18 protein-coding genes are annotated in these 20,639 nt (G+C 67.0%); 14 read left to right on the top strand and 4 right to left on the bottom strand.

The window, feature by feature from the left end:
• The first annotated feature begins 14 nt into the window (after nt 1–14).
• Both ASE28_RS08495 and ASE28_RS08490 read left to right on the top strand, forming a co-directional pair.
• Nucleotides 15–995: an ABC transporter ATP-binding protein gene (locus tag ASE28_RS08495; RefSeq protein WP_057266216.1), complete on the top strand. Its 981-nt coding sequence runs from the start codon at nt 15–17 to the stop codon at nt 993–995.
• On the top strand, nt 992–2,020 hold the full coding sequence (locus ASE28_RS08490) for an ABC transporter ATP-binding protein (RefSeq protein WP_057266214.1): 1,029 nt from the start codon (nt 992–994) through the stop codon (nt 2,018–2,020). The genes ASE28_RS08495 and ASE28_RS08490 overlap by 4 nt, the downstream gene beginning before the upstream one ends.
• 80 nt (nt 2,021–2,100) lie before the next feature.
• On the opposite strand, the gene ASE28_RS08485 is transcribed toward ASE28_RS08490, so the two are convergent.
• Nucleotides 2,101–2,715: a TetR/AcrR family transcriptional regulator gene (locus ASE28_RS08485; protein WP_057266212.1), complete on the bottom strand. Its 615-nt coding sequence runs from the start codon at nt 2,713–2,715 to the stop codon at nt 2,101–2,103.
• Between the two features lie 110 nt (nt 2,716–2,825).
• On the opposite strand from ASE28_RS08485, the gene fabF reads away from it, so the two are divergent.
• Nucleotides 2,826–4,151 (top strand): beta-ketoacyl-ACP synthase II, encoded by a 1,326-nt coding sequence (fabF, locus tag ASE28_RS08480; RefSeq protein WP_200963924.1) that lies wholly within the window; start codon nt 2,826–2,828, stop codon nt 4,149–4,151.
• 15 nt (nt 4,152–4,166) lie between these two features.
• Here the strand turns inward: fabF and ASE28_RS08475 are convergent, their stop codons facing one another.
• On the bottom strand, nt 4,167–5,012 hold the full coding sequence (locus ASE28_RS08475; protein ID WP_057200264.1) for a MurR/RpiR family transcriptional regulator: 846 nt from the start codon (nt 5,010–5,012) through the stop codon (nt 4,167–4,169).
• A 270-nt stretch (nt 5,013–5,282) separates the two neighbouring features.
• Between ASE28_RS08475 and ASE28_RS08470 the strand changes: the two genes are divergently transcribed.
• The 4 genes from ASE28_RS08470 to tal are packed head-to-tail and all read left to right on the top strand — an operon-like array spanning nt 5,283 to nt 10,599.
• On the top strand, nt 5,283–6,296 hold the full coding sequence (locus tag ASE28_RS08470) for an ABC transporter substrate-binding protein (RefSeq protein ID WP_057266210.1): 1,014 nt from the start codon (nt 5,283–5,285) through the stop codon (nt 6,294–6,296).
• Nucleotides 6,296–8,530: an iron ABC transporter permease gene (locus tag ASE28_RS08465; protein ID WP_057266208.1), complete on the top strand. Its 2,235-nt coding sequence runs from the start codon at nt 6,296–6,298 to the stop codon at nt 8,528–8,530. The genes ASE28_RS08470 and ASE28_RS08465 overlap by 1 nt, the downstream gene beginning before the upstream one ends.
• A 31-nt stretch (nt 8,531–8,561) precedes the next feature.
• On the top strand, nt 8,562–9,626 hold the full coding sequence (locus ASE28_RS08460; RefSeq protein ID WP_057266560.1) for an ABC transporter ATP-binding protein: 1,065 nt from the start codon (nt 8,562–8,564) through the stop codon (nt 9,624–9,626).
• A 25-nt stretch (nt 9,627–9,651) separates the two neighbouring features.
• Entirely contained in the window at nt 9,652–10,599 is a 948-nt protein-coding gene (tal, locus tag ASE28_RS08455) for a transaldolase (protein ID WP_057200195.1), read from the top strand.
• A gap of 182 nt (nt 10,600–10,781) precedes the next feature.
• Here the strand turns inward: tal and ASE28_RS08450 are convergent, their stop codons facing one another.
• Together ASE28_RS08450 and ASE28_RS08445 are read right to left on the bottom strand one after the other, a co-directional pair.
• Nucleotides 10,782–12,191: a sensor histidine kinase gene (locus ASE28_RS08450; protein ID WP_057266559.1), complete on the bottom strand. Its 1,410-nt coding sequence runs from the start codon at nt 12,189–12,191 to the stop codon at nt 10,782–10,784.
• Nucleotides 12,192–12,231: 40 nt separating this feature from the next.
• Nucleotides 12,232–12,960, bottom strand: a complete 729-nt coding sequence (locus tag ASE28_RS08445) for a response regulator transcription factor (protein WP_057200196.1) — start codon at nt 12,958–12,960, stop codon at nt 12,232–12,234.
• 244 nt (nt 12,961–13,204) lie between these two features.
• On the opposite strand from ASE28_RS08445, the gene ASE28_RS08440 reads away from it, so the two are divergent.
• From ASE28_RS08440 to ASE28_RS08410, 7 genes are all read left to right on the top strand, one after another.
• Nucleotides 13,205–14,455, top strand: coding sequence for an ABC transporter substrate-binding protein (locus ASE28_RS08440; RefSeq protein ID WP_057266206.1), 1,251 nt, complete (start codon nt 13,205–13,207; stop codon nt 14,453–14,455).
• Between the two features lie 91 nt (nt 14,456–14,546).
• Nucleotides 14,547–15,665 carry a carbohydrate porin gene (locus ASE28_RS08435; RefSeq protein WP_057266204.1) on the top strand — a complete coding sequence of 373 codons (1,119 nt, stop codon included), beginning with the start codon at nt 14,547–14,549 and terminating at the stop codon, nt 15,663–15,665.
• A 437-nt stretch (nt 15,666–16,102) separates the two neighbouring features.
• On the top strand, nt 16,103–16,987 hold the full coding sequence (locus ASE28_RS08430; protein ID WP_057266202.1) for a carbohydrate ABC transporter permease: 885 nt from the start codon (nt 16,103–16,105) through the stop codon (nt 16,985–16,987).
• Complete coding sequence (locus ASE28_RS08425) at nt 16,977–17,846, top strand: carbohydrate ABC transporter permease (RefSeq protein WP_057266200.1); 870 nt, start codon at nt 16,977–16,979, stop codon at nt 17,844–17,846. The genes ASE28_RS08430 and ASE28_RS08425 overlap by 11 nt, the downstream gene beginning before the upstream one ends.
• 12 nt (nt 17,847–17,858) lie before the next feature.
• Complete coding sequence (locus ASE28_RS08420; RefSeq protein ID WP_057266197.1) at nt 17,859–18,920, top strand: ABC transporter ATP-binding protein; 1,062 nt, start codon at nt 17,859–17,861, stop codon at nt 18,918–18,920.
• A 172-nt stretch (nt 18,921–19,092) separates the two neighbouring features.
• Nucleotides 19,093–20,064, top strand: a complete 972-nt coding sequence (gene glk / locus ASE28_RS08415) for a glucokinase (RefSeq protein ID WP_057266558.1) — start codon at nt 19,093–19,095, stop codon at nt 20,062–20,064.
• Nucleotides 20,065–20,067: 3 nt separating this feature from the next.
• Nucleotides 20,068–20,487, top strand: a complete 420-nt coding sequence (locus ASE28_RS08410; RefSeq protein ID WP_082607993.1) for a VOC family protein — start codon at nt 20,068–20,070, stop codon at nt 20,485–20,487.
• The last annotated feature ends 152 nt before the right edge of the window (nt 20,488–20,639 follow it).

Here is a 20,639-nt window from a genome sequence, read left to right as displayed (position 1 = left end):
AAAGCGATATTCCCATGAGTCTTCTAGAAGTCAAAAACCTCGTTGTCGAATTCCCGAGCCGCCGCGGTACCCTGCGCGCCCTGGACGACATCTCCTTTTCCATTGCGCCCGGCGAGATCCTGGGCGTGGTGGGAGAGTCCGGCGCGGGCAAGTCGCTCACCGGCGCGGCCATCATCGGCCTGCTCGAACCGCCGGGCCGCGTGGCCTCGGGCCAGATCCTGCTGGAGGGCCAGCGCATCGACAACCTCAGCAACGACCAGATGCGGCACATCCGGGGGCGGCGCATCGGCGCCATCTTCCAGGACCCGCTGACCTCGCTGAACCCGCTGTACACCGTGGGCCGCCAGCTCACCGAGACCATCCTCGCCCACCTGCCCGTGAATGCCGCCGAGGCGCGCCAGCGCGCCATCGCGCTGCTGCAGGACACCGGCATCCCGGCTGCGGCCGAGCGCATTGACCACTACCCGCACCAGTTCTCGGGCGGCATGCGCCAGCGCGTGGTGATCGCCCTGGCCCTGGCGGCCGAGCCCAAGCTCATCGTCGCCGACGAGCCGACCACGGCCCTGGACGTTTCCATCCAGGCGCAGATCATCACGCTGCTCAAGAACGTCTGCAAATCGCGCGGTGCCGCCGTAATGCTGATCACGCATGACATGGGCGTGATCGCCGAGACCTGCGACCGCGTGGCCGTGCTGTACGCCGGCCGCGTGGCCGAGATCGGCCCCGTGCACGATGTCATCAACAAGCCCTCCCACCCCTATACCAGCGGCCTGATGGCCTCCATCCCCGACATGGCGGTGGACCGTGAACGCCTGAACCAGATCGACGGAGCCATGCCCCGCCTCAACGCCATCCCCAAGGGCTGCGCCTACAACCCGCGCTGCCCCAAGACCTTCGACCGCTGCATGGTCGACCGCCCCGACCTGATGCCTGCCGGTTCCACCCGTGCGGCCTGCTGGCTGCACGCCCCTGCCACGGCGGAGGTGTCCGCATGAGCGCCGTGCCTTCCACCACCGCAAGCCCCGGCAAGCCGCTCGTGCAGGCGCACGACCTGGCCAAGACCTTCGACGTCTCCGCCCCCTGGCTCAACCGCATGATCGAGCGCAAGCCGCGCACCCTGCTGCATGCGGTGGACGGCGTGAGCTTCGAGATCGAAAAGGGCAAGACCCTGGCCCTGGTGGGCGAGTCGGGCTGCGGCAAGAGCACCGTGGCCCGCCTGCTGGTGGGCCTGTACGAGCCCACGCGCGGTGGCCTCACCTTCGACAACCAGGACGCCCACGCCGCGTTCAAGGGCAACGATGCGCGCGCCATGCGCCGGCGCATACAGATGATCTTCCAGGACCCCTACGCCAGCCTGAACCCGCGCTGGCTGGTCGAGGACATCATTGGCGAGCCGCTGCGCGAGCACGGCCTGATCACCGACAAGGCCGAGCTCAAGCAGCGCGTGGGCGAGCTGCTGAAGTCGGTAGGCCTGTCGCCGCTGGACATGGTCAAGTACCCGCACCAGTTCTCGGGCGGGCAGCGCCAGCGCATCTCGATTGCGCGCGCCCTGGCCACCGAGCCCGAGTTCCTGGTGTGCGACGAGCCCACTTCGGCGCTCGACGTGTCGGTGCAGGCACAGGTGCTCAACATCATGAAGGACCTGCAGCGCGAGCGCCACCTGACCTACCTGTTCATCTCGCACAACCTGGCCGTGGTGCGCCACGTGAGCGACCAGGTCGGCGTGATGTACCTGGGCCGCCTGGTGGAGCTGGCCGACAAGCACACCTTGTTCGACAACCCGCGCCACCCGTATACGCGCATGCTGCTCGACGCCATCCCCAAGATGCACGACACCGGCAAGGCGCGCACCCCCGTGCAGGGCGAGGTGCCCAACCCGCTCAATCCGCCACCCGGCTGTGCCTTCAACCCGCGCTGCCCGCATGTGAACGACCGCTGCCGCACCGAGCGCCCCCAATTGCTGAACATCGGCGGCATCCGCATTGCCTGCCATGCGGTGGAGGAGGGTCGCATCCAGTAAGTCCTGGCACGCCGTGCCGGTGCATGATCGGGCTCCTGCGGGAGCCCTTTCCAATGGGGGCTCCTGGCGGTACTGGTCTTTCAGGGGCGCATGTGCTCGGCAATCAGGTGCTTGCGCAGCGTGGCCAGGATCTCGTCGGACAGCGCCGGCCGCCCTGCGGCGGTGGCGCGGGCCAGCACCAGGCCGCCCACCATGGTGGCCAGCATCTGCGTGGCGCGTTCGCAGCCCTCAGCACTTGGCTTGCTTGCGTCTTCAGCCTCCAGGCCCTCGATCACGCGCGCAAAGCGCTCGATGTTGCGTTCTATGCCCTGGGCAAACACTTCGGACAGGTCGCTGCCTGCCCTGGCTGCGTCCACTGCCAGCGCGGCTGCCGGGCAGCCCTCGCCCGGGTGGTCGCGGTGTTGGGGGGAGAGATAGCTTGTAACCCGCGCCGCCAGGCCCTGGGGACCGGTGCCCATGACTGCGCCCATGCCGTCAAGCGGCGCAATCGACCAGTCGAAAGCGCGTGCGCAGGCCTCGCGCACCAGCGCCTCCTTGTTTTCAAAGTGCCGGTACAGGCCGCCGTGGGTCAGGCCCGCATCGCGCGTGATGTCGGCCACTCCCACGCCCGACAGGCCATGCTCGCGGTACAGGCGCGCCGCTGCATCCAGGATGCCCTGGCGGTTTTCTGCGGCCCGCGCCTTCGAGACTTTCATGGTGGAAACCTCTTTTTGATGATGGTCGTACGCAAAATGCGCCAACACACTTATGATGACGCCCGCAATCATAAATGCGTGGCCTGCGCCGCGCACTGAAAGGGTAAGCGATGGTGAATGAACTCAAGGGAACCCAGGAACCGGGCCAGGGCATGCGCCTGCCGCGTGTGGTGATCACGGGTATGGGCCTGGTCTCGCCCCTCGGAGTAGGGGTGGAACTGGCCTGGCGCCGCCTGCTGGCAGGGGCCTCGGGCCTGCGCCGCCTGCCCGATGCGGTGGTGGAGGGGCTGGCGGCCAAGGTCGGTGGCGCGGTGCCCACGAAGGAGCAGGACCCCGAAGGCGGCTGGGACCCCGATACCGTCGCTAGCTCCAAGGACCAGCGCAAGATGGACCGCTTCATCCCCTTCGCCCTGGGCGCCGCACAGCAGGCTCTGGCGCAGGCCGGCTGGGCGCCGACAGGAGAGAGCGAGCAGCAGCGCACGGCCACCGTGATCGCCTCGGGCATAGGGGGCTTCGGTGCCATTGCCGAGGCCGTGCGCACCACCGACACGCGCGGTCCGCAGCGCCTGTCGCCGTTCACCATACCTTCCTTCCTGGTCAACCTGGCGGCCGGCCAGGTCTCCATACGCCATGGGCTCAAAGGGCCCATCGGTGCCCCTGTGACGGCCTGCGCGGCCAGCGTGCAGGCCATTGGCGACGCCGCACGCATGATCCGCTGCGGCGAGGCCGACATTGCCGTCTGCGGTGGCACCGAGGCCACCATCGACCGCGTGAGCCTGGGCGGCTTCGCGGCGGCCAAGGCGTTGTCCACCGGCTTCGCGGAGCACCCTGAGCAGGCCTCGCGCCCCTTCGATGCGGGCCGCGACGGCTTCGTGATGGGCGAGGGCGCGGGCATGCTGGTGATCGAATCGCTGGAGCATGCGCTGGCGCGCGGCGCCACCCCGCTGGCCGAGGTCGTGGGCTATGGCACCTCGGCCGACGCCCACCACATCACCTCCGGCCCGGAGGACGGCGATGGCGCGCGCCGTGCCATGGAGATCGCGCTGGCCCAGGCGGGCCTGGCGGCCAGCGAGGTGCAGCACCTCAACGCCCATGCCACCTCCACCTATGTGGGTGATCGGGGCGAGTTGGCCGCCATCCGGCGCGTGTTCGGCACCGGCAAATCGGTAGCCATCGCCTCTACCAAGGCGGCCACGGGCCACCTGCTCGGCGCGGCCGGTGCGGTGGCGGCCATCTTCACCACGCTGGCCCTGCGCGACCAGATCGTCCCCGGTACGCTGAACCTGGAGCAGCCCGATGAGCTGGCCCAGGGGCTGGACATGGTGGCGCTCAAGAGCCGCCCCATGGCGCTGGAGCATGCCATGCTCAATGGTTTTGGCTTCGGCGGGGTGAACGCGACCCTGGTGCTCAAGCGCTGGGCACCGGCCGCTGCGTAAAAGGCAAGGGGCTGCCTACGCGTAGCGCTTGGCGCGCAGGTTCTCTTTCATCTGCTGCAGGATGGGTTGCAGCGGCGCGCCGATGCGCAGGGCCACGCAGGTGGCCAGCACGTCGATGATCAGCAGGTGCATGAGCCGCGACACCATGGGGCTGTAGCGGTCGTAGCCCTCGGGGTGGTCGGCGGCCAGGTGGATCTGGCAGGTGCTGGCCAGTGGCGAGCCGCTGGCCGTGATGGCGATGGTGGTGGCGCCGTTCTTGCGCGCGATGTCGGCCGAATCCATCAGGTCGCGCGTGCGACCCGAGTTGGAGATGATCACCAGGCAGTCACCCGGGCCGAGCAGGGTGGCGCTCATCACCTGCATGTGGCCGTCGCTGGTGGCGATGGACGTCACGCCCAGCCGAAAGAACTTGTGCTGCGCATCCTGGGCCACGATGCCCGAATTGCCCACGCCATAGAACTCGATGCGCCGCCCCGTCTTCCAGGTGGCGGCGATGGCTTCGGCCGCACGCTCCAGCGCCACGGTGCTGGCGGCATTGCGGTACTGCAAAAAGGCGGCCACGGCGTTGTCCACCACCTTCACCAGCACGTCGCCGGTCTTGTCGTCGGCATCCACGCTGCGGTGGATGAAGGGCACGCCCTCGCTCACGCTGCCCGCCAGCTTGAGCTTGAAGTCGGCCAGGCCGTCGTAACCCATGCTGCGGCAAAACCGCACCACGGTGGGCTTGCTCACATGGGCGCGCTCTGCCAGCTCGCGCACGGGCAGGCGCGCAAAGCTGCGCGGGTCGGCCAGCACGAGCTTGCCCACGCGCTGCTCGGCCGGGGCCAGGGAGGTCAGGGAGGCGGTGATGCGGTCCAGCATGTCAGCAGCCCCCGCGGCCACAGGCCGAACGGCGCCCGGTGCCGCAAGGTCCGGCAGGGCGCACAGGTGCGGGAGTTGATGCGTGTGTGTTCATGGAGGCCTGTATGACAGGAATTGATGGTAACTGGGTTCCATCAATTTTGGTAACTGCGGTTCACGCTCGGGCGTGAATCACAGGTCTCGTTATCCCGCTGGCCCTTGGCAATGGAGTTCACTACGATGTTTGTCATTAAACTGTCACAAATCAAACGACTCCAGAGAGACAACTCCATGCAGAAATTCCTCGTGGGTACCGCCCTTGCCCTGGCCGCCTCCGGCGCCATGGCCCAGAGCCAAGTCAACATCATCTGCTCCGTGCAGGCCGAGTGGTGCAACCTGATGTCCACCGTGTACGCCAAGACCACGGGCACCAAGGTCAACATGACCGCCAAGGGCTCGGGCGAGGCCCTGGCCCAGCTTAATGCCGAGAAGGCCAACCCCAAGACCGACATCTGGTTCGGCGGCACGGGCGACCCGCACCTGCAGGCTGCCGAGCAGGGCCTGACGCTCGAGTACAAGTCCCAGCAGCTGGCGCAGCTCTACCCCTGGGCGCAAAAGCAGGCGGCAGATTCCAAGTACCGCACCGTCGGCGTGTACCTGGGCCCGCTGGGTTTTGGCTACAACAAGGAGTTGCTGGCCAAGCGCAAGCTCAACCCACCCCAGTCCTGGGCCGACCTGCTCAAGCCCGAGTTCAAGGGCGAGGTGCAGATGGCCAACCCCGCCTCCAGTGGCACGGCCTACACCATGATTGCCACGCTGGTGCAGATCATGGGCGAGGAGAAGGCGTTCGACTACCTCAAGGCCCTGCACCCCAACATCAGTGCCTACACCCGCTCGGGTACGGCGCCGGTCAAGGCGGCGGCGCGCGGTGAAACCACGGTGTCCGTCAGCTTCGTGCACGATGTGACCACCGAGGCCGTGAACGGCTTCCCCGTGGGCTCGGTCACGCCCTCCGAAGGCACGGGCGCCGAGGTGGGTTCCATGAGCATCGTCAAGAACGGCCCCAATACCGAGGCGGCCAAGAAGTTCTACGAATGGGCACTCACGCCCGGGGGCCAACAGTTCGGCCTGGCTGCCAAGCAGTTCCAGCTGCCCAGCAACATGCAGGTGCCCAAGGACCCGCGCATGACCGATCCGGCCAAGATGAAGCTCATCAACTACGACTACGCCAAGTACGGCGCGAGCGCCGAGCGCCGCCGCCTGATTGCGCGCTGGGAAAAAGACGTCCAGAACGCCGGGCGCTGATGTCGGCGCACGCTTTGCAGGCACCGCCGGCCGGCAGGCCCGCAGTCAACCAGCCTTTGTGGGTGTGGCTGGCCCTGGGCCTCGCGGGCTATGTGGCGCTGCCCTGGTATGCCCAGCAGGACGCCAATGGCCTCACCGTGCTGGGCCAGGTCTTCAGTCAGGCGCAGACGGGCAGCGGCCTCATGCAGGCCGCTGCCTTCGGGCGGCCCTGGCTCTGGCTGGCGCTGCTGGGGTTGGTGATCGCCGGCTTCGGCGCATTGCTGCCCGCCGGGCGCAGCCAGGGCGGTTTCCTGGTGCTGGGTGGCGGCCTGGGCCTCGTGTCCCTGCTGGTCAGCGGCTTTGCCATCGGCGCACGCGGCTGGGCTTTCGATGGGCTCCATGCCAGCTTTGGCGAACTCACCATGCGCCAGCCCGGCGTGGGCTGGGGCGGCTTTGTGGTCCTCACGGCCCTGCTGGTGCTGGCATCGTTCGGCGTGGCGCGGCGCGGCTACTTCAAGGGCGACCTGTTTGTGGCTGCGGCTGTGCTCGGCATGGGCAGCCTGCTGGCGCTGTTCATCGTGTTTCCGGTGCTCAAGGCGCTCAGTGGCGCCTTCTTCCTCGAAGACGGCCCGTTCTCGCTGGCCGTGCTGTGGGAGCGCGTGGCGCACGAGCGCAACTTTGGCCTCGCGTGCCTGGCCGGCGGGCAGCGCTGCGGCGTGGCCTGGAACACGCTGTTCCTGGGCCTCATGACGGCGGCCAGCACCACGCTGCTCGGTACCTTCATGGCGCTGATGGCCGAGCGCGCCTCGCGCCGCTATGCACGGCCACTGAACATCGTGGCGCTGCTGCCCATCATCACGCCGCCCTTCGTCGTGGGCCTGGGGCTGATCCTGCTGTTCGGCCGCGCGGGCGTGTTCAACCAGTTCCTCGAATACGCCTTCGGCATCACGCCTTCGCGCTGGTTCTATGGCTGGCTCGGCGTGTGGGTGGCGCAGACCTTCGCCTTCACCCCCATCGCCTTCATGATCATGCGCGGCGTGGTGCAGGGCGTGGCGCCCAGCCTCGAAGAGGCGGCCCAGACCCTGCGCGCCAGCCCGCACCAGACCTTCATGACGGTGACCTTGCCGCTGCTCAAGCCCGGGCTGGCCAACGCCTTCCTGGTGGGCTTCATCGAGAGCATGGCCGATTTCGGCAACCCCATCGTCGTGGGCGGGCAGTTCTCGGTGCTGTCCACCGAGATCTTCTTCGCCATCGTCGGGGCGCAGTACGACCAGGGGCGTGCGGCCTCGCTGGCGTGGATCCTCACGCTGTTCGCGCTGGCGGTGTTCGCCATCCAGCGCGCGCTGCTCGGACGGCAAAACTTCACCACCGTCTCGGGCAAGGGCGATGCAGGCATTGCCATGCCGCTGCCCACCGGCGTGCGCCGCGTGGTGCATTCGGTGGCGCTGCCGTGGATGGCCTTCACCCTCGTCGTCTACCTGTTCGCGCTAGCGGGCGGCTTCGTGCAGACCTGGGGCCGCGACTACACCGTCACGCTGAACCACTTCCGCACTGCGTTCAACGTGGAGTGGGGCGAGTTCGGCGTGGTCTGGGCCGGCACGGCCTGGAACTCGTTCTTCACCACCATCAAGCTGGCCGCGCTGTCGGCGCCGCTCACTGCCACGCTGGGTATCGGCATCGCCTGGCTGCTGGCGCGCACGGAGTTCCGGGGGCAGGGGCTGTTCGAGTTCTCGGCGCTGCTGGCCTTTGCCATCCCCGGCACCGTGTTGGGCGTGAGCTACATCCTGGCCTTCAACGTGCCGCCATTCGAGCTCACGGGCACGGCGCTGATCATCGTGCTGTGCTTCATGTTCCGCAACCTGCCGGTGGGGGTGCGCGCCGGCACGGCGGCATTCAAGCAGCTCGACCGCTCGCTCGACGAAGCCTCGCTGATGCTGCGCGCCGGCAGCGTGCAGACGCTGCGCCATGTGGTGCTGCCGCTGCTCAAGCCGGCCCTGGTGGCCGCGCTGGTCTACAGCTTCGTGCGCGCCATCACCACTGTGAGCGCGGTGATCTTCCTGGTCACGGCCGAGAACGAGCTGGCCACCACATACATCATCGGCCGCGTGGGCAACGGCGACTATGGCGTGGCCCTGGCCTATTGCACGGTGCTCATCGTGCTGATGTCGCTGGCCATTGCCCTCATCCAGTGGCTGGTGGGCGAGCGCAAGTTGGGCCGGCGCTCCGGCGCGGCCGCCATGCCCGCCCCCCACTGAACCCATGCTGAATGCGGAGAGAAACGACACCATGAACAACAGCGGCGCGGGCATCGTGTTTCGCCACATCACCAAGCGCTACGGGGCCGACGCATCTGCGCCCCTGGCGGTCAAGGGCATCAGCTTCGAGGTGCCGCGCGGCACGCTCACCACCATCCTGGGGCCCTCGGGCTGCGGCAAGACCACCACCCTGCGCATGATCGCGGGGCTGGAGTCGCCGACCTCGGGCGAGATCCTCATCGGCGGCAAGGACGTCACCACGCTTGGGCCCGCCCAGCGCAACGTGAGCATGATGTTCCAGAGCTACGCGCTGTTCCCGCACATGAACGTGGTGGAGAACGTCTCCTATGGCCTGCGCATGTCTGGCCTGCCGAAAGACGTGGCCCGCACCAAGGCCGTGGATGCGCTGCGCGGCGTGGGACTCGTGGGTTTTGACGACCGCCTGCCCAGCGAACTCTCGGGCGGCCAGCAGCAGCGCGTCGCCCTGGCGCGCGCCCTGGTGCTGGAGCCCGAGGTGCTGCTGTTCGACGAGCCGCTGTCCAACCTCGATGCCCGGCTGCGCCGCGAGATGCGCGAGGAGATCCGTGCGCTGCAGCAGCGCCTGTCGCTCACGGTGGCCTATGTCACGCACGACCAGGCCGAGGCCATGGCCGTGAGCGACCAGATCATCGTCATGGACCAGGGCCTGATCGCGCAGGCAGGCACGCCCCAGGCACTGTACGAGACCCCACGCACCGAGTTCGTCGCGGGCTTCATGGGCGAGGCCATGCTGTTCCCGGGAATCGCCCTGGCCGATGGCACGGTACAGCTTGGCCCGCTGGCGCTTCGCCCGCGCACCGCGGCCGCGCCGGGCCCGGTGAAGGTGGCGGTGCGGCCCGAGGCCTGGAGCATCCAGCGCCAGGGGATGGGCCTGCTGCCGGCCACGCTGCGCAAGCGCGCCTACCTGGGGGCGGTGCACGAGTACACCTTCGACACCGCGCTCGGCAGCATCTTCGTCGCCTCGGCAGACCTCGACGACGTGCTGGCCGTGGGCGACCAGGTGCAACTGGGCCTGGGCGTGCATGGCGTATCGGTGGTTGAAAGTACAGGTGCCTGACACTGCGATGCGGAATAATGGGGGCATGAACCAACTCGACGCCCTCAAACAGTTCACCACCGTGGTTGCCGACACCGGCGACTTCAAGCAACTGGCCCAGTTCCAGCCGCAGGATGCGACGACCAACCCGTCGCTGATCCTCAAGGCCGTGCAAAAGCCCGAGTACGCGCCACTGCTCACCGACACGGTGAACCAGTTCCGTGGCCGCCCGATGGACGAGATCATCGACCGCCTGATCGTGCGCTTTGGCCGCGAGATCCTGGCCACCATCCCCGGCCGCGTCTCCACCGAAGTGGATGCACGCCTGAGCTTCGACACGCAGGCCACCATCACCCGCGGCGAGCGCATCATCGAGCTGTACCAGGCCGAGGGCATCCATATCGACCGCGTGCTGATCAAGGTCGCCGCCACCTGGGAAGGCATCCAGGCCGCTGAGAAGCTCGAGCAGCGCGGCATCCACACCAACCTGACCCTGCTGTTCTCGTTCTGCCAGGCCGTAGCCTGCGGCCAAGCCAAGGTGCAGCTGATCTCGCCCTTCGTGGGCCGCATCTACGACTGGTACAAGAAGCAGGCTGGCGCCCAGTGGGACGAGGCCGCGCGCTCGGGCGCCAACGACCCCGGCGTGCAGTCCGTCGCGCAGATCTACCACCACTACAAGCACTTCGGCATCGCCACGGAGGTCATGGGCGCGAGCTTTCGCAACACCGGCCAGATCACCGCGCTGGCCGGCTGCGACCTGCTCACCATCGCCCCCGACCTGCTGGCCCAGCTGGCGGCCAGCGATGCGCCGCTGGCGCCCGCACTCGATGCCGCAGCCGCCAAGGCGATGGACCTGCCGGCGGTGAACTACGACGAGGCGGGTTTCCGCTACGCGCTCAACGAAGACGCCATGGCCACCGAGAAGCTGGCAGAAGGCATTCGCGGGTTTGCCGTGGATGCGATCAAGCTCGAGAAGCTGATCCTGTCGGCATAAGCAGGTACATCCCCCTGAGGCGCTGACGCGCCTTCACCCCTTCTCTCGAATCGCTGTGCGATTCGGGAAGGGGGACACCACTAGCGCGGCGGGGCGGCCCTTGCGCAGTGGTTCTGGCCTGGGCCGCGCCAGTTGCGTCGTGCGGGCAGACTGCGCAGTCCGCGAAAACCCGGAGTCACTATTCAGGTTCGAGGCGCCGCCGCGCTGAGCGGCACCTTCAGGCCCACGCGCAGGCCGTGCGGCAGCACCGGGTCGACGAAGGTCTGGCCGGCGTGCTGCAGAGCGATCTCCTCCACGATGGACAGGCCCAGGCCGCAGCCGCCGGGCTTGTCCGACCCGCGCCAGAAGCGCGCGAACATGTCGCGCAGGTGGGCAGGCTCCATGCCGGGGCCGTCGTCTTCCACCGCCAGGGTGGCCATGCCCGCACCCGCAATGTCCACCCGCACCGTCACGGTGGCGCCATGGCCTGCGTAGTGCAGGGCGTTGTCGATCAGGTTGTTCAGGGCCTCGCGCAGCAGCAGCGGGTGGCCTTGCACGGCCAGTTGTTCCTCGCCCTCGTAGCCCAGGTCCACGCCGCTGGCCACGGCGCGTGCGGCCCAGTCGCGGGCCACCTCGCGTGCCAGGGCTGGCAGGTCCAGCGTCTGCATGGCCACACTGCTTTCCGAGCGCGCCAGCTGCAGCAGCTGGTGCACCAGGTGGGCACTGCGCCTGGCGGCCGACAGCACCTTGTGCAGCCGCTCCTGCACGGCCGGCTCGCGGCTCTCGTGCAGCGCCAGCTCGGTCTGGCCGATCAGGCCGGCCAGGGGCGTGCGCAACTGGTGGGCCGCATCGTTGAGAAAACGCTTTTCCTTTTGCTGGCCGCGCGCCACGGTCTCCAGCAGGCCGTTGATGGTGCTGGCCAGCGAATGCACTTCCTGCGGGGCCGAGGTGAGCTCGATGGGCGGCAGCGGGTCGGCCGTGTTGTGCTTGCGTGCGCCGGCCTTCTCGATCTGCGCTTCCAGGCGCTTCAGGGGCTGCAGGCCGCGCAGCACACCGGCATACACCACGGCACTGAGCGCCAGGCCCATCAGGCCCATGGGCAGCAGCATCTGCGCGAGCAGTTCCTGTGCGATGCGCTCGCGCACCGTGAGGCTTTGCGCCACCTGCACGCGCAGGCGCTGGCGCGTCTGTGGCGTGCCGTAGTCCACGTCGAGCAGCGCCACGCGCACCGGGCGGTCATCTACATGCGCCTGGTACAGAAAGGGCTCGCCCACGTCCACGCTCACCGGCGGGGGCGGGGGCAACTGGGCATTGCCCAGCAGGAAGCGACCGGGCGGCGAAGACACCATGTAGGTGAGGCGGTCGGCCGGGTCCTGCTCCAGGATGTCCTGCGCAGCCTTCGGGAAATCGACCAGCAGGCCGTCGCCGATGGGCTTGATCTGCCGCGCCAGTGCGCGCACCGACTGGGTCAACGTCTGGTCGATCCCTTTCTCGCCGTTCTGCAGCGCGATGCGCCAGGCCAGAAAACCGCCCGAGAGCCACAGCACGAGCTGCGGCAGCAGCAGCCACAGCAGCAGCTTGCGTTGCAGGGAGACGCCGGGAATCGGGCGCATCATGGTCATCCGGGGGTGGGCACGAGCGCGGCGGTCGCGTTCATTCCGCAGGCTTGGCCAGCATGTAGCCCAGCCCGCGGATGTTGCGGATCACCAGGTTCGATGCATCGAGTTTTCTGCGCAGTCGGTGCACATACACCTCCAGCGCATTCGAGTTGAGCGGGGCTGCTGCGGCCTGCCCGGGCTCGGGCGGGCCCGCGCGCCAGGCGGCGAGCACATCGTCGCGCGTGACCACTTCGCCGCAGCGGTTCACCAGCAGCTCCAAAAGCTCCCATTCGCGCTGCGTGAGCTCCAGCGGCTCGCCGCCGAGCACCGCGCTGCGGTTGCCATGGTCGATCTGCAGGCTGCCGATGGCCGTGCTGGGGCCCCCGGAGGCGCTGCTGGCCTGTGTGAATGCGGGCTGCCGCGCGCGGCGCAGCATGGCCTGCAGGCGGGCCTGCAGCTCCTGCATGTTGAAGGGCTTGGTGATGTAGTCGTCGGCCCCGGCGTTCAGGCCGTGGATGCGGTCGTCGATGCCGTCGCGTGCGGTCAGAATCAGCACCGGCAGGCCGGCAATGTGGGTGCGCGCCCAGGTCAGCAGCTCCATGCCGTCCGCACCGCCCGGCAGACCCAGGTCGAGGATGATGCCGTCCACCGCCTGGCCCTGCAGCAAGGTGGTGGCCTCGGCCACACTGGAGGCGGTGTACACGCTGAACTCCAGTTGCTGGAGCTGGCCCGTCAGTGCGTCCAGCAGCAGTGCATCGTCTTCGACTATCAGGATGGTGGGCATGGATAGAGGATAACAAAGGGCATTGCGGCGAGCCTGTCGCAGGAGCGCACAGCAGGGAAAGCACCGAGACGCAGGAAAACAGGGTGGTAATTCGATAACAGCCAAATTCCATTGGCACGTAACCCACACACTCGGGAAAGCCCTGATATGTTCATTAATTATTGTAATTAAAGTACCGACTGCGCTGAACGCCACCGGTAAGCCGGCGCACAAAACGGATTCACACAAACGAGGAGACAAGGGTATGTGGAAGTTGACACAAGTCGCCGCCGTCGCGGCGGTTCTGGCGGCATCGGCGTCCGCCGGTGCAGGGGAAGTGGAGGTCCTGCACTACTGGACTTCGGGCGGAGAAGCCAAGTCGGTGGCCGAACTCAAGAAGATCATGCAGGGCAAGGGCCACACCTGGCGTGACTTCGCCGTGGCCGGCGGCGGTGGCGACAGCGCCATGACCGTGCTCAAGAGCCGCGTGATCTCGGGCAACCCGCCGTCCGCAGCCCAGACCAAGGGCCCGGCGATCCAGGAATGGGCGTCCGAAGGCGTGCTGGCCAACATGGACGCACTGGCCAAGGCCGAGAAGTGGGACGACCTGCTGCCCAAGGTGGTCGCCGACATCATGAAGTACAAGGGCGCCTATGTGGCCGCCCCGGTCAACGTGCACCGCGTCAACTGGATGTGGGGCAGCTCCGAGGCCCTGAAGAAGGCCGGCGTTGCCGCCATGCCCAAGACCTGGGACGAGTTCTTTGCCGCAGCCGACAAGCTCAAGGCCGCAGGCCTGGTGCCCGTGGCCCACGGTGGCCAGAACTGGCAGGACTTCACCACCTTCGAATCCGTGGTGCTCGGCGTCGGCGGTCCCAAGTTCTACCAGGACGCGCTGGTCAAGCTCGATGACAAGGCCCTCAACAGCGACACCATGAAGAAGTCGCTCGAGACCTTCCGCCGCATCAAGTCGTACACCGACCCGGGCGCTCCCGGCCGCGACTGGAACCTGGCCACGGCCATGCTGATCCAGGGCAAGGCGGGCTTCCAACTGATGGGCGACTGGGCCAAGGGCGAGTTCCTGGCGGCCAACAAGGTGCCGGGCAAGGACTTCATGTGCGCCGCAGCACCGGGCACGACCACGTCGTACACCTTCAACGTGGACTCGTTCATCCTGTTCAAGCTCAAGGATGCTTCCGCCCAGAAGGCGCAAAGCGACCTGGCCAGCTCCATCATGAGCCCCGAGTTCCAGGAGGTGTTCAACCTCAACAAGGGCTCCATCCCGGTGCGCGCCGGCCAGAAGATGGACAAATTCGACGACTGCGCCAAGGCCTCCGCCAAGGACTTCGCCGACACCGCCAAGAGCGGCAGCCTGCTGCCCAGCGTGGCCCACGGCATGGCGATTGCGCCCGCCACGGAAGGCGCCATCAAGGACGCCGTCAGCCAGTTCTGGAATGACGACAAGGTGAGCGTCGCCGACGCCATGAAGAAGATCGCGACCGCCGCGAAAACCAAGTAAACCAACACTGAGGGATCCCATCATGATGAAAAGAAACCGCCTCACGGCGGTGGCTTTGGCCGCCGCATGCGCGATGAGTAGTGCCATGGCAATGGATGTTGCCGGCTTCGAGTTCAACGGTTACTCCCGGGGTGGCCCGGTGTTCAACCACTCCGACGGCGTCAAGGGCAACCTGGCCCTGGGCGGCGAGCTGCAGAAGTACCGCCTGGGCAACGAAGGCGACAACGGCATCGAAGTCAACTTCGCCCGCAGCTTCGAGGCTGGCGGCATCAAGTGGAAGCTGAACTACATGCCCGCCAAGTGGGGCAGTGGCGACATCAGCACCGAGCAGGCCTACGTGGAAATGAGCGGCTTCTCGTTCTCTCCCGAAGCCAAGTTCTGGGTCGGCCAGCGCCGTCTGCGTATCCAGGACGTGCACATCGTCGACTACTTCCTGCTGAACTACGGCGACAACGTCGGTGCCGGCATGACCGACATGCCGATTGGCGGCATGAAGCTCGGCGTGGGCCTGTTCAGTGGCGACAAATTCGATGGCAACCTGCCCAACGACGTCAAGGCCCAGCGCCTGAATGTCGACTTGTCCGAGATCAACACCAACCCGAACGGCAAGCTGCGCGTGCTGCTGACGGCGGTGGGCGGCAAGAACCAGGTCAACGGCGGTTCGGGCTCGGGCATCTCCTTCATGCACACGCAAAAGGAATTCCTGCTGCCCAGTATCAGCAACACGTTGTACCTGCAGGGTTCGCGGGGCCATGCCCGCATCGATGGCGAGTTCGAGGCCATCGACGGCACCCGTGCCGGCCGGCGCTCCACGCGCATCGCCGACTCCATCAACTGGCAAAGCGGCCCCTTCGGTGGCCAGGCGCTGATTGGCTACCAGACCAACAAGACCGACCTGACGAATGTGGAGACCAAGGACTTCTCGCTGGGCGGACGCGGCTCGTACGCCATCACGCAGAACTTCAAGGCCCTGGCCGAAGTGTCGACCACCACGCGCAAGGGGACCGGTCCCGACCAGCGCCTGAGCAAGGTGACGCTGGCTGGCGCTCTGGCCATGAACGAGGACTTCTGGTCGCGCCCCGAGCTGCGTCTGTACGTGACCAAGGCCAACTGGAACCAGGCCGCCGCCGTGGCGAACGCCGCGACCTTCGGCGCCAATGGCAAGACCTCGCGCACTCTGGTGGGTGTGCAGTATGAGATCTGGTGGTGAGAACCTGTTCAAGGCCTTTTCCGGGGATGCGCATGCGACCCACGCTCCGTCCCTCAAGGCGCGCACTGCAGCCCATGCCGTTGGCATGGGCAAAGTGGGCAACGCCGAGGGGCGGGGTGTGGGCCGCATGCCCTCCGGGTTGCGCCCTCCTGGCGGCGCATGCTGCGTTGCCCATCCTCGATGGACACCAGTCCATCTTGCGGTGGGCGCCTAGCCTGAGCCGTCAGGAGGGTGCAACGCACCCCGGAAAAGGCCATGAGCAGGTTCTGAAGGGAGTGAGTGTGAAAGCGAGTTAAGTCAGAGGTGACTTTGTTCTTGGGGGGCACTCCCTGTGTGCCCCCCTTTTTTCCTTGTTGTTTTTCCTGTTGACGTGTTGATGGTCGGCGTGGCCGTCGCCCATGTCCCAGCCAGCGTATGCACCCGATTCCTCTTTTGCAATGACGACCAAGAACTCCTTTGAATCCTGGCTGCCCAAGCTGGTCGTGGCACCGGCCTTCGTGCTGGGTTTTGCCTTCATCTACGGCCTGATGGTGTGGAACGGGGTGCTGAGCCTCTCCGCATCGCGCATGCTGCCCAACTACGAATGGGCGGGGCTGGCGCAGTATGAAAAGCTCTGGGAGATGGACCGCTGGTGGGTCGCCCTCAAGAACCTGGGCATCTTCGGCGTCGGCTACGTGGGCGGCTCCCTTGCCATCGGCGTATTGCTGGCCGTGCTGCTGGACCAGAAGATACGCGCCGAAGGCGCGCTGCGCACCATCTACCTGTACCCCATGGCACTGTCGTTCGTGGTCACCGGCACGGCCTGGAAGTGGCTGCTCAACCCGGGCCTGGGCATCGAAAAAATGGTGCGCGACTGGGGTTTTCCCAATTTTGAATTCGGCTGGCTGGTGGACACCGAGATGGCCATCTACTGCGTGGTGATCGCCGGCATCTGGCAGAGCGCAGGCTTTGCGATGGCGCTGTTCCTGGCCGGCCTGCGCGGCATCGACGACAGCATCATCAAGGCCGCCCAGGTCGATGGCGCCTCGCTGCCGCGCATCTACTGGCGCATCGTGCTGCCGGCGCTGCGGCCGGTGTTCTTCTCCACGCTGATGGTGCTGTCGCACCTGGCGATCAAGAGCTTCGATCTGGTGATGGCGCTCACGGCCGGCGGGCCCGGCTATGCCACCGACGTGCCCGCCACCTTCATGTACACCATGTCGTTCTCGCGCGGCCAGATCGGCCTGGGCGCAGCCAGCGCCACCATGATGCTGGCCACCGTGGCTGCCCTGGTCATCCCCTACCTGTACAGCGAATTGCGCAGCAAACCCCATGACCGCTAAGCCCTCCTTTTTTCCCTCCATGGGCCGCCTGCTGGTCTATGCGGTGCTGGCCCTGGCCACCGCCTTCTTTCTGCTGCCGCTGTACGCGATGCTGGTCACCTCGTTCAAGGATGCCGAGGAGATCCGCAGCAGCTCGCTGCTGGCGCTGCCCGCTGCGCTCAACCTGTCTTCCTGGAGCACGGCGTGGTCCAGCGCCTGCACGGGGGTCGATTGCAACGGCCTGCGCCCCTTCTTCTGGAACTCGGTGGCCATGGCTGTGCCGGCCGTGATGGTCTCCACCGTCTGGGGTGCGCTCAATGGCTATGTGCTCAGCCTGTGGAAGTTCCGCGGCAGCGATGCGCTGTTCGGCATGCTGTTGTTCGGCGTGTTCATGCCCTTCCAGGTGGTGCTGCTGCCCATGAGTCAGGTGTTGGGCTGGCTCGGGTTGTCCAGCTCCATCACGGGCCTGGTGATGGTGCACTGCCTGGCGGGTCTGGCCGGCACCACGCTGTTCTTTCGCAACTACTACGCGGCGATACCGAAGGAGCTGGTGAACGCGGCGCGCATGGATGGCGCGAGCTTCTTCCAGATCTTCTGGCGCATCGTGCTGCCGCTGTCCACGCCCATCATCATGGTCACGCTGATCTGGCAGTTCACCAACATCTGGAACGACTTCCTGTTCGGTGTGGTCTTCTCGGGCACCGACTCCAAGCCCGTGACGGTGGGCCTGAACAACCTGGCCAACACCAGCTCCAGCGTGAAGGCCTACAACGTGGACATGGCGGCCGCCATCATCGCGGGCCTGCCGACCATGGTGATCTACGTTCTCGCAGGCAAGTTTTTTGTGCGCGGCCTGACGGCTGGCGCGGTCAAAGGTTAGAGGTAAGAAATCATGGCGTCTTCATTGGACATAGTGGGCATCAACAAGCGCTTCGGCAAGGGTGACAAGAGCGTGGAGGTGCTGCGCAAGATCGACATTCACGTGGCACCGGGCGAGTTCCTGATCCTGGTGGGGCCCTCGGGCTGCGGCAAATCGACCCTGCTGAACATCATCGCGGGGCTCGATGAGCCGACCGAGGGCGAGATCCGCATCGCCGACAAGAACGTGGTGGGCATGCCCCCGCGCGACCGTGACATCGCCATGGTGTTCCAGAGCTATGCGCTGTACCCCACGCTGAGCGTGGCGGACAACATCGGCTTTGCGCTGGAGATGCGCAAGATGCCCAAGCCCGAGCGCAAGAAGCGCATCGACGAGGTAGCCGCCATGCTGCAGATCACCCATCTGCTGGACCGCCGGCCCAGCCAGCTGTCAGGCGGGCAGCGCCAGCGCGTGGCCATGGGCCGGGCCCTGGCGCGCCAGCCGCAGCTGTTTTTGTTTGACGAGCCGCTGTCCAACCTTGACGCCAAGCTGCGCGTGGAGATGCGTGCCGAGATCAAGCGCCTGCACCAGGCCAGCGGCATCACCAGCGTCTACGTGACGCACGACCAGGTCGAGGCCATGACGCTGGGCTCGCGCATTGCCGTGATGAAGGGCGGGGTGGTGCAGCAACTGGGCACGCCCGACGAGATCTACAACCACCCGGCCAACACCTATGTGGCGACCTTCATCGGTTCGCCCACCATGAACCTGCTGCGCGGTACGCAGGCGGCCGGTCACTTCGCCATCCAGGGCGTGTCGCTGGACCTGGCGGCCCCTCTGGCCGCCCCCGAGGTGCTGCTGGGCGTGCGCCCCGAGCACCTGGTGATGCAGGACAGCTCGCCCTGGCGTGGCGAGGTCAGTGTGGTTGAGCCCACCGGCCCCGACACCTACGTGATGGTGGACACCGCCGCCGGCAGCATGACGCTGCGCACCGACGCGCAGACGCGCGTGAAGCCCGGCGACCGCGTGGGCCTGGCCGTGGCACCGGCGCACGCGCACTGGTTCGACACCGGTACCGAGCAGCGCATCGCCTGATCCCGCAAGGCGGCAACCCCCGCCGGCCTTCGGCCTCGCTGTATGGGGGCTTTGACCCGGCTGCTGTGGGCGTTCTGGGTTAAAAACCTGTTTGCGTCGGCTCTGCCGTTTTCAGCCATCCAATTCCGGGTGAGCGGTCCGCTGCCTTGTGGTGGACGCTGCCCCATCCACCATGCCCGCAACACGCCTTCTCGCCGACATCGGCGGCACCAACATCCGCCTGGCCTGGCAGGCACCGGGCGACGACACCTTGCACGACACGCGCGTGCTGCAGTGCGCCCAGTACTCCACGGTGGACGCTGCCCTCCGCACCTACCTGGCCGAGGTGGGCATTGCCGCGCCGCAGGAGGCGGCCTTCGGCATTGCCAACCCGGTCACGGGCGACGCCATCCGCATGACCAACCACAGCTGGAGCTTTTCGCAGAAGGCGGTGCGCGAGGCCTTTGGTTTTGCGCGGCTGGTGGTCATCAACGACTTCACTGCGCTGGCCCTGGCGCTGCCCCTGCTCACGCCCGACCTGCTGCGCCAGGTGGGCGGCGGCCATGCCGTGCCGGGCGAGGCCATCGGCCTCGTGGGGGCAGGCACCGGCCTCGGTGTCTCGGGTCTGGTCTTCCCGCCCCACTCGCCGGCTGGCGTGCCGCTGTCGGGCGAGGGCGGGCACGTCACGCTGGCGGCCGACACGCAGCACGAGTTCGACGTGCTGCGCGTGCTGCACGAGCGCTATGGCCATGTGTCGGCCGAGCGCGCCGTCTCAGGCGCGGGCCTGGTGGACCTGTACCACGCGGTGCGCACCGTGGCGCATGCCGGTGGCACCGAGGTCAGCTCGGCCGCGCAGGTGACCGAGATGGCCCTGCAGGCCAAGGACCCGCTGGCACTGCAGGCGCTGGACCTGTTCTGCGGCTTTCTGGGCAGTGTGGCCGGCAACCTGGCGCTCACGCTGGGTGCGCGTGGCGGGGTGTACATCGGCGGCGGCATGGTGCCGCGCCTGGGCGACTGGTTCGACCAGTCTTCCTTTCGCCAGCGCTTCGAGGCCAAGGGCCGCTTTGCGCCGTACCTGGCGTCGATTCCGTGCTGGATCATCGACCCGAGCGCCACCCCGGCGCTCTACGGGGCCTCGCGCGCGCTCGACATCGCGGGTGTCTGAGCCGTGGCGAGCCTGCCACCGCCACCGCTGGCGCTTGCGGGCGTGCACCATGTGGCCCTCATCGGCTCGGACTACGCACGCTCCAGGCGCTTCTATACCGAGGTGCTGGGCCTGGCCGTGGTGAACGAGACGTACCGCGCCGAGCGCCAGTCGTACAAGCTCGACCTCGCGCTGCCCGATGGCACACAGATCGAGCTGTTCTCGTTTCCCGAGGCGCCGCCGCGCCCCTCCTACCCCGAGGCATGCGGGCTGAGGCACCTCGCGCTGCGGGTGGGCGACCTCGACGCCAGCCTGCAGGCACTGGCCGCCCATGATGTCGCGGCCGAGCCCGTGCGCATGGACCCGTTCACGGGTTGTCCCTTCACCTTCATTGCCGACCCCGATGGCCTGCCCATCGAACTGGTAGGCCCGCGGCCGGCATAGTCCGTTTTTTGGAAAGAGCCGTGCCGCGCAGGGAAACCTGGGCGGCATTTTTCATGGCGGTGCAGGCATAGCCGCCGCTGCATTGTTTTCAAAACTGGAACAGTCAGTTCGCGACTGGGTGGTTTTTCTTTGATCACCTGCGGCGTACAGTT

Source organism: Acidovorax sp. Root219, from assembly GCF_001428665.1.
GTDB lineage: Bacteria > Pseudomonadota > Gammaproteobacteria > Burkholderiales > Burkholderiaceae_C > Acidovorax.
This window is presented reverse-complemented; position numbering and strand designations above follow the sequence as displayed.